This window comes from Kocuria rosea (assembly GCF_006094695.1).
In the GTDB taxonomy this organism is placed as follows: Bacteria; Actinomycetota; Actinomycetes; order Actinomycetales; family Micrococcaceae; genus Kocuria; species Kocuria rosea.
Window position 1 is genome coordinate 722396 of record NZ_CP035103.1, and the last position, 12758, is coordinate 735153.

General features: G+C 71.9%; 14 protein-coding genes. 5 read left to right on the top strand and 9 right to left on the bottom strand.

The genetic code is table 11. The annotated features are described in order from the left end of the window. Positions 1-234 precede the first annotated feature (234 nt). On the top strand, positions 235-1521 hold the full coding sequence (locus tag EQG70_RS03320; RefSeq protein ID WP_031282833.1) for an adenylosuccinate synthase: 1287 nt from the start codon (positions 235-237) through the stop codon (positions 1519-1521). A 92-nt stretch (positions 1522-1613) separates the two neighbouring features. Here the strand turns inward: EQG70_RS03320 and EQG70_RS03325 are convergent, their stop codons facing one another. Beyond that, the gene (locus EQG70_RS03325; protein ID WP_341873715.1) at positions 1614-1889 is read right to left on the bottom strand and encodes a DUF202 domain-containing protein; all 276 of its coding nucleotides are present in this window, start codon (positions 1887-1889) and stop codon (positions 1614-1616) included. Between the two features lie 94 nt (positions 1890-1983). Further along, positions 1984-2370 (bottom strand): YidH family protein, encoded by a 387-nt coding sequence (locus EQG70_RS03330; protein ID WP_109268539.1) that lies wholly within the window; start codon positions 2368-2370, stop codon positions 1984-1986. A gap of 164 nt (positions 2371-2534) precedes the next feature. Here EQG70_RS03330 and EQG70_RS03335 point away from each other — a divergent pair, with 164 nt between their 5' ends. Both EQG70_RS03335 and EQG70_RS03340 read left to right on the top strand, forming a co-directional pair. Then, positions 2535-3341, top strand: coding sequence for a carbon-nitrogen hydrolase family protein (locus EQG70_RS03335; RefSeq protein ID WP_109268538.1), 807 nt, complete (start codon positions 2535-2537; stop codon positions 3339-3341). Between the two features lie 90 nt (positions 3342-3431). Further along, entirely contained in the window at positions 3432-3806 is a 375-nt protein-coding gene (locus tag EQG70_RS03340; protein ID WP_109221767.1) for a hypothetical protein, read from the top strand. Positions 3807-3837: 31 nt separating this feature from the next. Here the strand turns inward: EQG70_RS03340 and EQG70_RS03345 are convergent, their stop codons facing one another. The 7 genes from EQG70_RS03345 to paaA all read right to left on the bottom strand — a co-directional run bounded on the left by EQG70_RS03345 (position 3838) and on the right by paaA (position 10683). Continuing rightward, positions 3838-5820 (bottom strand): M13 family metallopeptidase, encoded by a 1983-nt coding sequence (locus EQG70_RS03345; RefSeq protein WP_109243047.1) that lies wholly within the window; start codon positions 5818-5820, stop codon positions 3838-3840. A gap of 125 nt (positions 5821-5945) precedes the next feature. Continuing rightward, a complete protein-coding gene (locus EQG70_RS03350) occupies positions 5946-6722 on the bottom strand; it encodes an enoyl-CoA hydratase/isomerase family protein (protein WP_017833086.1) in 777 nt (258 codons plus the stop codon). An 87-nt stretch (positions 6723-6809) separates the two neighbouring features. Beyond that, a complete protein-coding gene (gene paaE, locus EQG70_RS03355) occupies positions 6810-7970 on the bottom strand; it encodes a 1,2-phenylacetyl-CoA epoxidase subunit PaaE (protein WP_109242979.1) in 1161 nt (386 codons plus the stop codon). After that, the gene (gene paaD, locus EQG70_RS03360) at positions 7970-8515 is read right to left on the bottom strand and encodes a 1,2-phenylacetyl-CoA epoxidase subunit PaaD (protein ID WP_017833088.1); all 546 of its coding nucleotides are present in this window, start codon (positions 8513-8515) and stop codon (positions 7970-7972) included. The genes paaE and paaD overlap by 1 nt, the downstream gene beginning before the upstream one ends. Before the next feature lie 7 nt (positions 8516-8522). Further along, positions 8523-9350, bottom strand: coding sequence for a 1,2-phenylacetyl-CoA epoxidase subunit PaaC (gene paaC, locus EQG70_RS03365; RefSeq protein WP_109268537.1), 828 nt, complete (start codon positions 9348-9350; stop codon positions 8523-8525). Next, entirely contained in the window at positions 9347-9664 is a 318-nt protein-coding gene (gene paaB / locus EQG70_RS03370; RefSeq protein WP_017833090.1) for a 1,2-phenylacetyl-CoA epoxidase subunit PaaB, read from the bottom strand. The genes paaC and paaB overlap by 4 nt, the downstream gene beginning before the upstream one ends. A 2-nt stretch (positions 9665-9666) precedes the next feature. Then, positions 9667-10683: a 1,2-phenylacetyl-CoA epoxidase subunit PaaA gene (paaA, locus tag EQG70_RS03375; protein WP_109268536.1), complete on the bottom strand. Its 1017-nt coding sequence runs from the start codon at positions 10681-10683 to the stop codon at positions 9667-9669. Between the two features lie 212 nt (positions 10684-10895). Here paaA and EQG70_RS03380 point away from each other — a divergent pair, with 212 nt between their 5' ends. Together EQG70_RS03380 and EQG70_RS03385 are read left to right on the top strand one after the other, a co-directional pair. Beyond that, positions 10896-11411 carry a hotdog fold thioesterase gene (locus tag EQG70_RS03380; protein ID WP_109268535.1) on the top strand — a complete coding sequence of 172 codons (516 nt, stop codon included), beginning with the start codon at positions 10896-10898 and terminating at the stop codon, positions 11409-11411. 1 nt (position 11412) lies between these two features. After that, entirely contained in the window at positions 11413-12756 is a 1344-nt protein-coding gene (locus EQG70_RS03385) for a phenylacetate--CoA ligase family protein (RefSeq protein WP_109268534.1), read from the top strand. The last annotated feature ends 2 nt before the right edge of the window (positions 12757-12758 follow it).

Sequence of the window (12758 nt, forward strand, 5' to 3'; positions counted from 1 at the left end):
GAGGGTATCGGACCGCGGCGGCCGCCGGACGGGGCGGCGGATGCCGGTCCCGGGTCACGGCCCGCTAGACTTGCACGGTACGAGCCCCTGGGTCTCCTCCTGCCGGCGTCGCGCCGTCCCGGTCGCGCGGGTGGGAGCGGGCCGACGCAGGGGCGTTGTCGTGCCCGGCCGGTGCGCGCCTCCGCCGGGGCCCGCGGGAGAAGTCCCGTTCCATCCAGGCAGGAGAGTCGTTCAATGCCAGCAATCGTGATCGTCGGCGCCCAGTGGGGCGACGAGGGCAAGGGCAAGGCCACCGACCTGCTGGGAGGCCGCGTGGACTACGTGGTCAAGCCCAACGGCGGCAACAACGCGGGGCACACCGTGGTGGTGGGCGGCGACAAGTTCGAGCTCAAGCTCCTGCCGGCGGGCATCCTGAGCCCCAACGCCGTCCCCGTGATCGGCAACGGCGTCGTCGTCAATCCCCAGGCCCTCTTCGAGGAGATCGACGGCCTCGAGGCGCGCGGGGCGGACACCTCCCGGCTGCGCGTCTCCGCGAACGCCCACCTCGTGGCCCCGTACCACCAGACGATGGACCAGGTCTCGGAGCGCTTCCTCGGCAAGCGGGCGATCGGCACCACGGGCCGCGGCATCGGACCCGCCTACATGGACAAGGTCGGCCGGCTCGGCATCCGCGTCCAGGACGTCCTGGACGAGTCGATCCTGCGGCAGAAGATCGAGGGCGCGCTGCGGCAGAAGAACGAGCTGCTCGTGAAGCTCTACAACCGCCGGGACATCGACGTCGAGGAGGTCGTGCAGTACTTCCTGGGCTACGCCGACCGGCTCGCCCCGATGATCGTGGACTCGACCTACCTGCTCAACCAGGCCCTCGACGAGGACAAGGTGGTGCTCATGGAGGGCGGCCAGGCGACCTTCCTCGACGTCGACCACGGCACCTACCCGTTCGTGACGTCCTCCAACCCCACCGCGGGCGGCGCGTCCGTGGGCTCGGGCATCGGGCCGACCCGCATCACCCGGGCGATCGGCATCATCAAGGCCTACACCACCCGCGTGGGCGCCGGGCCGTTCCCCACCGAGCTCTTCGACGAGATGGGCGAGCAGCTGCGCACCACCGGCGGCGAGTTCGGCGTCAACACGGGCCGTCCCCGCCGCACCGGCTGGTACGACGCCGTGATGGCCCGCCACGCCTCCCGGATCAACGGCTTCACCGACTACTTCCTCACCAAGCTCGACGTCCTCACCGGCATCGAGCAGATCCCGGTGTGCGTGGCCTACGACGTCGACGGCGTCCGGCACGACGAGATGCCGATGACCCAGACCGAGTTCCACCACGCGAAGCCGATCTTCGAGCACTTCGCCGGGTGGGAGGAGAACATCACCGGCTGCCGCACCCTGGAGGACCTGCCGGCGAACGCCCGGGCCTACGTCGAGGCGCTCGAGTCGATGAGCGGCACCCGGATGTCCGCGATCGGCGTGGGCCCGGACCGCGACGACACCATCGTGGTGCGCGACCTCATCAACTGATCCCTCCTCTCCTCCGCGCGGTTGCACGCGTCGGCGACCTCGAGCGCCCCGGTCGCCGGCACGTGCGACCTCGCGGGCAGGCAGGGAAACGCTCAGACGAGGACCAGGACCACCCAGATGCCGAGGGCGCCGAGGGCGAGCATCGCGGCCGAGGTCGCCAGCACGGCGCCGACCTCCGGCTCCGTGCCCTCCTCGACGATGCCGCGGGCGCTGCGGACGTAGCGGGGGCGCTGCGTGACGTAGATCGCCGCCGCCGTGAGGACCGCCAGGCCGAACAGCACCAGCACGAACGGCCCGTGGTGCGGCAGCCAGCGCAGGAAGATCGCCGAGACCACCACGAAGGACATCAGGGTCCGGCCCCAGGCCATCGTGGTGCGCTCCGGCTGCAGCCCGGGGTCCCCGTGCGGCGGCCGAGGGGGGTCCGGGGGCCCCGGAGGGCGGCGGAGCTGCGGGCGGGGCATCTCAGCCCTGCAGGACGACGACGACGAGCACTCCCGCCGCGATCGCCCCGCCCACCGCGAGCACCGGTGCGAGCAAAGGCAGGGGCAGCGGGGCCTGGCGCCGCATGCTCCGCTCCACCCCGATCCAGCGGAACGTGGCGCCCGCGCTGAGGAGCATGCTCAGCACCAGCAGCACGATCGCGAGGAACTTCCGCACGCCGTCGTCGAACAGGTCCGCGGTGAACGCCTCGATGGCGATCCCGCCGGCCAGGAACGCGAGCGCGGTCCGGATCCAGGCGAGGAACGTGCGCTCGTTGGCCAGCGTGAACCGGGGGTCGGGGGCGGTCCCGCCGCCGAGCACGCGCTCGGACAGCCGGCGTCGCCCCGGGGTCTCGGACTGCTCGCCCATCGCCTGCCCTTCGCTCGCACGGTCGTGTCGGCCCCATCCTGCCACGGGCCGTGCCGCGAGCTGTGCCACGGGTGGGGGCACAGGCAGGCGCACGGGCCGGTCGCGGATGCACCGGTCGCGGATACAGTGGGAGCTCCAGCCGCGACCCGCCGAGGAGGACACCCGTGAAGATCGCCGTCGGACAGTTCGCACCCACCGCCGACACGGCCGAGAACCTGGGGACCATGCGCCGGCTCACCGAGCAGGCCGCGGCCGGCGGGGCGCAGCTGGTGGTGTTCCCGGAGGAGGCCATGTTCTCCGAGCGGCTCCTCGGGGAGGACTTCGAGGAGCTGGTCCTGCGCGGCTGGTCCGGGTTCGTCCAGCAGCTGTCCTTCCTGGCCGCGCAGACCGGCGTCGCCGTGATCGCGGGCGGCTACGAGGGCTCCGCCGACGGGCGCCCCTACAACACGCTCGTGGCCGTGGACGCGCAGGGCGCGATCCTCGGCACGTACCGCAAGCTCCACCTCTACGACGCCTTCAGCCACCGGGAGTCCGACCGGATCCGCCCGGGCGACAAGGGCGTCACGGTGGTGCGGATCGGGGAGCTCGCGGTCGGCATGATCACCTGCTACGACCTGCGCTTCCCCGAGATCTGCCGCGCCGTGGTCGACGCCGGGGCGGAGCTGCTCACCGTGCCCGCGGCCTGGTTCGCCGGCGAGCACAAGGTGGACCACTGGCAGGCGTTGCTCAAGGCCCGCGCGATCGAGAACACCGTCTGGGTCGCGGCCGCGGACACCTGCTCCGAGCACACGGTGGGCCGCTCCGCGGTGCTCGACCCGCTCGGCGTGGTGGTCGCCGAGGCGGGGGAGGACGAAACCGTGCTGACCGCCGACGTCATGCGCGAGCGCATCGCCGAGGTGCGCGAGACCGTGCCCGTGCTCGCGAACCGCCGGTTCGGCCCGGCGGAGCTGCTGCCCTCCGACGAGGGCTGAGGCGACCGCCGACCGACCGATTGAACCGACCGACCGACTGAACCGACCGACCGGTCTGACCGACTGCACCGACGACCCCTGGAGGACCCCGTGGACGACGACCGCTCCGATGCCCCGCCGCGCCCGGACGGCCCCGGCGGGTCCGGGCACGCCGGCGGCGGCCCGACGATCCCGGGCGGCCCGACGACCCCGTGGGGCCCACCCCCGCCGTGGCAGGCGGAGCGCTTCGCCGTGGGCCGCAGCCACGCCGACACCGCGCTGATCCTCGGCATCCTGAGCGTGGTGGTGCTGCCCCTGCTGGGCCCCTTCGCGATCTGGCAGGCGCGGGAGGCCGAGAAGCTCGGCACCCCCGCCGTTCCCGGGCGGGTGCTCGGCTGGGTCGGCACCGTCCTGCTCGGCGTCCTGGTGCTGTTCCTCGTCCTGTGGCTGGTCGCCGTCGTGTTCCTGGTCAGCTCCGGCGGCTGAGCCGGAGGCCGGGACGGATCCCGGCCCCCGGTCACCAGATGCGCACGCGCTCCACCTCGGGCAGCCACAGCGCGTCCGTCTCCTGCACCCCGAACGCCTCGTAGAAGGCGGGGACGTTGCGGACCGTCTGGTTGGCCCGGAACTCGTTGGGGGAGTGCGGGTCGGTGGCGATGCGGTGGCGCAGCGCCTCGTCGCGGGACTTCTGCTGCCACACGTAGGCCCAGGACAGGAAGAGGCGCTGCTCGGGGCTGTAGCCGTCGATCAGCTCCCCGGGGCCGAAGGCGCTGCCGGTCTCCCGGGACATCCGCCACGCCTGGTGGGCGATCGTGAGCCCGCCCAGGTCCCCGATGTTCTCCCCGAGGGTGAGCTCGCCGTTGACGTGCGTGCCCTCCTCCGCGAGCTGCTCCGGGACCAGGCGGTCGTACTGGCGCACCAGCTCCGCCGTGCGCTCCTCGAAGGCCTGCCGGTCGGCGTCGGTCCACCAGTTGCGCAGCCGGCCGTCGCCGTCGCAGGTCGAGCCCTTGTCGTCGAAGCCGTGGCCGATCTCGTGGCCGATCACGGAGCCGATCGCGCCGTAGTTCACGGCGTCGTCGGCGTCCTCGTCGAAGAACGGGGGCTGCAGGATCGCGGCCGGGAAGACGATCTCGTTGCGCAGCGGGTGGTAGTAGGCGTTGACCGTCTGCGGGGTCATGAGCCACTCGTGCTTCTCCACCGGCTGGCCCGCCTTGCGGACGAGCTCGGCGAGCCGGAACTCCGTGGTGCGGATCCGGTTGCCCACCAGGTCCTCGGGGTCGATCCGCAGGGAGGAGTAGTCCTTCCACTTCTCGGGGTAGCCGATCTTCGGGGTGAACTGGGAGAGCTTCTTCAGCGCCTCCTGGCGGGTCTCCTCGGTCATCCAGTCCAGGCCCGTGATCGAGACGCGGTAGGCCTCCAGGAGGTTGGCCACGAGCTCGTCCATCCGCTCCTTGGCGGTGGGGGAGAAGTGCGCGGCGACGTAGAGCTCGCCCACGGCCTCGCCGAGGACCCCGTTGACGAGCTCGACCCCGCGCTTCCAGCGGTCCTTGAGCCGCGGGGTCCCCGAGAGCACGGTGCCGTAGAAGGCGAAGTCCTCCTCGACGAACGCGGACGACAGGTAGGAGGCGCGCGCGGAGACCAGGTGCCAGCGGGCCCAGGACCGCCAGGCCGGCAGCAGCTCGTCGACGAGCAGCTCCTCGACCCCGGTGAAGAAGCTCGGCTGGGCGTTGACCACGGTGCGCAGCGCCGTCCCGGGCAGCTCCGCGCCCTCGGCCAGGAGCCGCCAGTCGAGGACCGCGGTGGAGGCCGCGAGCTCCTCGAAGCCCATGGGGTTGTACATCTTGGTGAGGTCGCGGACCGTGACCTTGTCCCAGTGGTGGGCGGCGATCCGCGTCTCGAGGTCCACCACGGCGCGGGCCTGCTCCTCGGCGTCCTCCACCCCGGCCAGGGACAGCATGGTCCGCACGTGCTCCAGGTACTTCCCGCGGATCGCGGCGTGCTGGTCGTCCCGGTAGTACTCCTCGTCGGGCAGGCCCAGCCCCGACTGCCCCACGAACACGAGCTGGCGCTCGGGGTCGCCCGGGTCGGCGTCGACGTCCACGCCGACCAGGCCGCCCGCACCGCGGCGGATCATCCGGCCCAGGTGGCGCACCAGGCCGGGGACGTCCGCCACGGCGTCGACCTCCGCGAGGTCCGGGGCGAGGGGGGAGGCGCCGAGCGCCTCGATCCGCTCCTCGTCCATGAAGGACGCGTAGAGGTTCGCGATCTTGGACTCCACGGCCTCCGGGTCCCCGGCGCGGGCCCGGGTGATGAGCTCGCGCACGGCGGCCTCCGCCTGGTCCCGCAGCTCGATGAACGCGCCCACGGACGGCTTGTCGTCGGGGATCTCGGTCCGGCGCTGCCAGGTGCCGTTGACGTGGCGGTAGAGGTCGTCCTGGGGGCGGACGGAGCGGTCGAAGCCGGAGAGGTCGAACACCGAAGAGGTCACCGTGGATGTCATGCCCACCACGTTAACCGGCTCCCGGCGGAGCGGGCGGGCTGTTCCCCGACCGCTTAACCCGGTTCGTCCCGGGTCCGGCCCGCGTGCGCCCCGGGGCCCGGACCCGGCGGGACCGTCCTCCCGGGTCAGGACCGGCCGCCGGTGAACCGCGGCGGGCGCTTCTGCTGGAACGCGGCGAAGCCCTCGGCGTAGTCGGCGCTGCGGCACAGCTCGCCCTGCACCCGGTTCTCGTTCTCGACGGACTCCCACAGCCCCAGGCGCTCGTCGCGGATCTGGGCCACGAGCTCGCGGGAGGCGAGGAACGCGCCGGTCGCGCCCTCGGCCACGGCCGCCGCCTTGGCCCGGGTGAGCTCGAGCAGCTCGTCGGCGGGTACCGAACGGCTGAACAGCCCGGAGCGCACGGCCTCCTGGCCGCTCATCAGCTCGGCCGTGTAGATGAGGTCCAGGGTCCGGTGGGCGCCGAGCCGCTCGGTGAACAGGGCGTGCCCGCCCGAGTCGAGGGTCGCGCCCAGGTTCGCGAAGGGGGAGCCGATCTTGGCGCTGTCCGCGACGTAGACCACGTCCGTGGCGATCGCCAGGCCGAGCCCCACGCCCAGGCACGCGCCCTGCACGGCGGCGAACGTCGGGGCGGGGAACCGGGTCATGGCGCGCAGCAGCGGGGTGACCTTCCCGGCCAGGAAGCCGTGGGCGTCGTCGCTCGCGGGGTCCACCGCGGAGATGTCGCGGCCGGCGCAGAAGCCGCGGCCCTCGCCGCGCAGCACGAGGGCCCGGACGCCGGCCCTCGCCGCCTCGGCGTAGGCGTCGCCGAGCTCGGCGAGTGCCGCCTCGTCCAGGGCGTTCATCCTGCCGGGTGCGTTCAGCACCACTTCGGCCACGGATCCGTCGATGGTCAGGTCGATCACTGCTGCTCCTCGGTGAGGTCGGGACTGGGGGCGGGACGGCCCGGAGGCCCGGCACCTGCACGGTGCCGGGCCCCCGGAGCGAGCGGCTCAGGCGTCGAAGTCGACGACGAGCTCCTTGGAGGTGGGACGGGTCTGGCAGGTGAGCACGTAGCCCTTCTCGATCTCGTCCTTCTCGAGGGCGTAGTTCTCCTCCATCACGAACTCCCCGGAGACGACCTTCGCGCGGCACGTGCCGCACACCCCGCCGGCGCACGCGAACGGGACGTCGGGGCGGACCCGGAGCGCGGCGTTGAGGACCGTCTCCTGCGCGTTCTTCGGGGACTCGATCGAGCTGGACAGGCCGTCCAGGTTGAACGTGATGTCGTAGCTCTCGCCCGAGGGGTCGGCCTGGACCACGCGGCCCTGCTGGCCCTGGGGGTTCTCGGGGCGGCCGGTGCTGAAGAGCTCGAAGCGGATCTTGTCCTCGGCCACGCCGCGCTCGGCCAGGGTGTCCCGGCACAGCTGGACGAGCTCGAACGGCCCGCACAGGAACCACTCGTCCGTCCGGTCCACCTGGAGCACCTCGTCCAGGATGTCCTGGAGCTTGTCGGCGTCGATCCGCCCGGACATCAGCGGGCTGATCCGCTGCTCGCGGGAGAGCACGTGGTGGACCGCCAGGCGGGACGGGTACTTGTCCTTGAGGTCCCCGAGCTCCTCGGCGAACATGACCTCCATCGCGGAGCGGTTCGCGTAGACGAGGTCGAACGTGGAGGACTCCGAGGCGCGCAGCACGGCCTTGGCGATCGCCATGATCGGGGTGATCCCCGAGCCCGCGGCGAAGGCCACGAGGTGCACCGAGGCGTTCTTCGCGACCTCCTCGGCGGCGAGCCGCTCGGGGTCGTTCATGCTGGTGAGCCCGAGCTTGGAGATGAACGCGCCCTGGGGGTTCATGACGTCGAGCGTGTCGCCGGCCTTCAGGGAGCTGTTGGCCCAGGTGGAGAAGACCCCGCCGATGTCCTGCTTGATCGCCACCCGGATCTCGCCCGGCCGCGGCTCCGCGCAGATCGAGTAGGACCGGCGGACCTCCTGCCCGTCGATGTGGGCGCGCAGCGCCACGTACTGCCCGGGCAGGTAGTCGTAGTCGTCCACGAGCTCCGGGGGCACCGTGAAGGCCACCTCGACGGAGTCCGCGGTGAGCTTGCGGACCTGGGCGACCTCGAGGGTGTTGAACGTGGCCCGGCGCCGGGCGGGGGCGGTGATCTCGGTCATCAGTGCACCTTGAAGTAGTCGAAGGGTTCCAGGCACTCGTTGCAGACGTGGAGCGCCTTGCAGGCGGTGGACCCGAAGCGGGTCAGCTCGCGGGTGTTCAGGGAGTGGCAGCGCGGGCACTTGACGGTGAGCCCCAGCCGGACGGGGCCGGCGGCGGCCCGGCCGCTGGGCGGGGCGATGCCGTACTCGTCGAGCTTGCGCCTGCCCTCGTCGCTCATCCAGTCCGTGGTCCACGCCGGCTGCAGCACGAGGTCGACCCGCACGTCGTCGTAGCCCTCGGCGTTGAGCGCCCGGGTGACGTCCGTGGTGATGGTCTCCATCGCGGGGCACCCGGAGTAGGTCGGGGTGATGACGACGACGGCGCGCGCGCCCTCCAGCCGGGCGTCCCGCAGGATGCCGAGGTCGGCGATGGAGAGCACGGGGACCTCGGGGTCGTTCACCGTGGCGGCGATGTCCCAGACGCGGCCGGCGGCCTCGTCCCGGGGGCGCAGCTCGCGGCCGGTCACCTGCGTGGCGCCCGTCTGCTCGGAGCCGGTCATCGTCATCGCCTCCTCACCAGGTGGCGCCGGGATGCCGGCGGGCCAGCACCTGCATCTCGGCGAGGATGTGGCCGCGCTGCTCGCTGAACTGCCCCGAGCGGTCGCCGCCCCAGGCACCCAGGACCTCGGGGACGGACAGCCCCGCCTCGTCGAGGATCGCGGTGATCCGGCGGTCGAAGTCGGCGCGCAGGGAGGACGGGAGCACGGCGACGTCCCCGAGGGACTTGACGAGCTCGTCGTCGTGGAACAGCTCGTCCACGTAGGGCCACATGTAGGTGAGGCCGGCCTGGACGCGGCGCTTGGACTCCTCCGTGCCGAGGCCCAGGCGCAGGATCCACTGGCTCGCGTGGTCCTGGTGGTACTCGACCTCCTTGAGCGCCTTGTCCGCGATGGCCGCGAGCGTCGGGTCGGTGGAGCGGACGAGGCGGCGGTAGAGCTCGTACTGGTAGTAGGAGAAGATCAGCTGCCGGGCGATGGTCTGCCCGAAGTCGCCGTTCTCCTGCTCCACGAGGCGGCAGGAGCGGAACTCCTCCTCGTCGCGGAAGTAGGCGAGGTCGTCCTCGGTCTTCCCCCACGCGGTGCCCGCGTAGGTGAGCAGGAAGCGGGCGTGCCCGAGCAGGTCCAGGGCGATGTTGGCCAGCGCGATGTCCTCCTCGAGCTCCGGGGCCCGGGCGATCCACCAGCCGAGGCGCTGGGCGAGCATCAGGGCGTCGTCGCCCAGGTACAGGGCGTAGCGGGCCACGTCCTCGGGGGCCTTCGCGCCGCCGGCCCGGATGTCCTCCGCGGTGATGGCGTCGCCCGCGCTCTGCCGGGTCGCGGACTCGTGGGATGCGAAGCTCACAGGTGCTTCACCCCTTCGCTCTTGGTGTAGTACGTGGCGTGGCGGTAGCTCTTGCCCTGGGCGGACTCGAAGAACCCGCCCTTGGAGTCGGGGTCCGAGGCGGTGATGGCCGCGGAGGGCACCACCCACACGGAGGTCCCCTCGTTGCGGCGGGTGTAGAGGTCCCGGGCGTTGCGCACGGCCATCGTGGCGTCCGGGGCGTGCAGGGATCCGGCGTGGACGTGGGAGAGCCCGCGCGAGGACCGCACGAACACCTCCCACAGGGGCCACTCGTCCGAGGGCGCGCCGATCGGGCTCACGGTGTTCTCGCTCATGCTCAGGCTCCGATGAGTTCGGCGGAGGCGCGCTCCGCGGCGGTCTTGCGGGCGTAGGCGGCGGCGGCCTCGCGGACCCAGGCGCCGTCCTCGTGCGCCGTGCGGCGGCGCTGCATGCGCTGGAGGTTGCACGGGCCCCGGCCGCCGACGACGGCCTTGAACTCGTCCCAGTCCAGCGGTCCGTAGTCGTAGTGGCCGCGCTCCTCGTTCCACTTGAGGTCCGGGTCCGGCAGGGTCAGGTCCAGTGCCGCGGCCTGCTCCACGATCATGTCCACGAAGCGCTGGCGCAGCTCGTCGTTGGAGAAGCGCTTGATGTTCCACGCCATGGACTGCTTCGAGTTGGGCGAGTCGTCGTCCGGGGGGCCGAACATCTGCAGCGAGGGGCCGTAGAAGCGGTTCACGGCGTCCTGGGCCATCTGCTTCTGGGCGGGCGTGCCGTGGGAGAGCTCGTAGAGGATCTCCCAGCCCTGGCGCTGGTGGAAGGACTCCTCCTTGCAGATGCGGACCATGGCCCGGCCGTAGGGGCCGTAGGAGGCCCGGCACAGCGGGACCTGGTTGGCGATCGCCGCGCCGTCCACGAGCCAGCCGATGGCGCCCATGTCGGCCCAGGTGCGCGCGGGGTAGTTGAAGATCGAGGAGTACTTGGCCCGGCCGTCCAGCAGCTGCTGGTTGAGCTCGGAGCGGGGGGTGCCCAGGGTCTCGGCGGCGGAGTAGAGGTACAGCCCGTGGCCGGCCTCGTCCTGCACCTTGGCCATGAGGATGGCCTTGCGCTTGAGGGACGGCGCCCGGGAGATCCAGTTGCCCTCCGGCTGCATGCCGATGATCTCGGAGTGGGCGTGCTGCGAGACCTGGCGGACCAGGGTCTTGCGGTAGGCGGCGGGCATCCAGTCGCGCGGCTCGATCCGGGAGTCCTCGGCGATGATGCGGTCGAAGTGCTGCTCGCCCGCGCGGTCCAGCTCCGCCTGCTCGGCCGCGTCCGCGGCGGGCACGGCGTGGAGCCCCGTGTTCTGCGTAGTCATGGTGTCCCTCTTCCGACGAGATGGCGCCGCGGGGCGGAAGGGCCGCACGCGACTAACTGACCGTTCGTTCAGAATATAAGCCCCCGGGGGTGGCGTCAACAGGTGACGCCGATGGTGTGCTCCCGCGCTCCTCCGGGGCGGTGCGGGTTGACACGGGCGGCGGAGTGGGATTGTCTACTGAACATTCGGTCGTGAACTGTGAGGAGAGTTACATGTCCCAGGGCCATCCGATCCTCGCGGGGGACCGCACCTCGCGCTGGATGGGCATCACCGTGGACCGTGCCGAGTACGGCCACGCCCAGATCCGCATGACCCTGCGGGAGGAGATGCTCAACGGGTTCGGCATCGCCCACGGCGGCATGGTCTTCGCCTTCGCGGACACCTGCTTCGCCCTCGCCTGCAACGACCCCGCCGGGGACGGCACCACCATCACGGTGGCCGCGGGAGTGGACATCAACTTCCTCGCCTCGGCCTACCGCGGGCAGGAGCTCACCGCCGTGGGGACCGTGCGCGCCCAGGCGGGGCGCAGCGGCGTCTACGACATCCAGGTCCTGGCCGACGGCCGGCTCATCGCCGAGTTCCGGGGCCGCAGCCGCACCATCCCCAACCCCGCCCTCCGCGCGGCGAAGCCCGCGGAGCGCCCTGCCGAGGACCCTGCCGGGGACCCGGCCGCGCAGCCCGTCCTGCAGTCCGCCCAGCCGTCCGCCCCGCAGCCCGAGGAAGTCTGACATGACCGAGTGCTCCGTCCCGAACCCCTACACCCCCGCCCCCGCCCCGGCGGACCGGTCGCAGCCGGACCCCGAGGAGACGATGAGCCGGGACCAGATCGAGTCCCTGCAGGTCGAGCGGCTGCGCTGGACCCTGCACCACGCCTACGAGAACGTCGCCGCCTACACGGAGCTCTTCGACGCGCACGGCGTGCACCCCGGCGACTTCAAGGAGCTCGAGGACCTCCGGCTCTTCCCGTACACGGACAAGGAGTTCCTGCGGAAGGCGTATCCGTTCAAGTCCCTCGCGGTGCCGATGTCCGAGGTCCGGCGGATCCACGCCTCCTCCGGCACCACCGGGCAGCCCACCGTGGTGGCCTACACGCAGAACGACATCGACACCTGGGCGGGCCTCGTGGCCCGCTGCTTCCGGCTCTCGGGCGTGCGCCCCGGGGACAAGGTGCACAACGCCTACGGCTACGGTCTGTTCACGGGCGGGCTCGGTGCCCACTACGGCGCCGAGCGCCTGGGCTGCGCCGTCATCCCGATGTCCGGCGGGCAGACCGAGAAGCAGGTCCAGATGATCCGGGACTTCCAGCCCGAGGCCATCCTCTCGACCCCCACCTACCTGCTGACCATCGCCGACGGCTTCAGGAAGCTCGGCCTGGACCCGCGGGAGACGTCGTTGCGCACCGCGGTGCTCGGGGCGGAGCCCTGGACCGAGGAGATGCGCCGCGAGATCGAGACGGCCTTCGACGTCGACGCGTGCGACATCTACGGCCTCTCCGAGGTCATGGGCCCCGGCGTGGCCGGCGAGTCCGCCGCGTCCAAGGACGGCTCGCACATCTGGGAGGACCACTTCCGCCCCGAGATCATCGACCCGTTCACGGACGAGGTCCAGGACACGGGCCGGCCCGGCGAGCTCGTCTTCACGGCGCTCACCAAGGAGGCCCTGCCGATCATCCGCTACCGCACCCACGACCTGACCCGACTGCTGCCCGGCACGGACCGGCCCGGGCACCGGCGGATGGGTCGGATCACGGGCCGCTCCGACGACATGATCATCCTGCGCGGGGTCAACCTGTTCCCCTCCCAGATCGAGGAGCTCGCCCTGCAGGTGCCGGAGCTGAGCCCGCACTTCACGCTCGAGATCACCCGTCCGCACCGGATGGACCAGATGACCATCAACATCGAGCGGCGCGAGCAGGTGACCGTCGAGGCCGCCGAGGCGGGCGGCCAGAAGCTCCTGCACGCCATCAAGACGAAGATCGGCTCCTCGGCCTCGATCCGGATCGCCGAGCCGGGGACCCTCGCCCGGTCCTCCGGCAAGCTGCGCCGCGTCTACGACCACCGCAAGGACGCGTGACG

Coding starts and splice junctions, on each gene's coding strand:
- EQG70_RS03330 (WP_109268539.1), bottom strand. CDS start 2,370: ATGGGCGAGCAGTCCGAGACCCCGGGGCGACGCCGGCTGTCCGAGCGC.
- paaA (WP_109268536.1), bottom strand. CDS start 10,683: ATGACTACGCAGAACACGGGGCTCCACGCCGTGCCCGCCGCGGACGCG.
- EQG70_RS03385 (WP_109268534.1), top strand. CDS start 11,413: ATGACCGAGTGCTCCGTCCCGAACCCCTACACCCCCGCCCCCGCCCCG.
- EQG70_RS03380 (WP_109268535.1), top strand. CDS start 10,896: ATGTCCCAGGGCCATCCGATCCTCGCGGGGGACCGCACCTCGCGCTGG.
- paaD (WP_017833088.1), bottom strand. CDS start 8,515: ATGACGATGACCGGCTCCGAGCAGACGGGCGCCACGCAGGTGACCGGC.
- paaB (WP_017833090.1), bottom strand. CDS start 9,664: ATGAGCGAGAACACCGTGAGCCCGATCGGCGCGCCCTCGGACGAGTGG.
- EQG70_RS03325 (WP_341873715.1), bottom strand. CDS start 1,889: ATGGCCTGGGGCCGGACCCTGATGTCCTTCGTGGTGGTCTCGGCGATC.
- EQG70_RS03345 (WP_109243047.1), bottom strand. CDS start 5,820: ATGACATCCACGGTGACCTCTTCGGTGTTCGACCTCTCCGGCTTCGAC.
- paaE (WP_109242979.1), bottom strand. CDS start 7,970: ATGACCGAGATCACCGCCCCCGCCCGGCGCCGGGCCACGTTCAACACC.
- EQG70_RS03320 (WP_031282833.1), top strand. CDS start 235: ATGCCAGCAATCGTGATCGTCGGCGCCCAGTGGGGCGACGAGGGCAAG.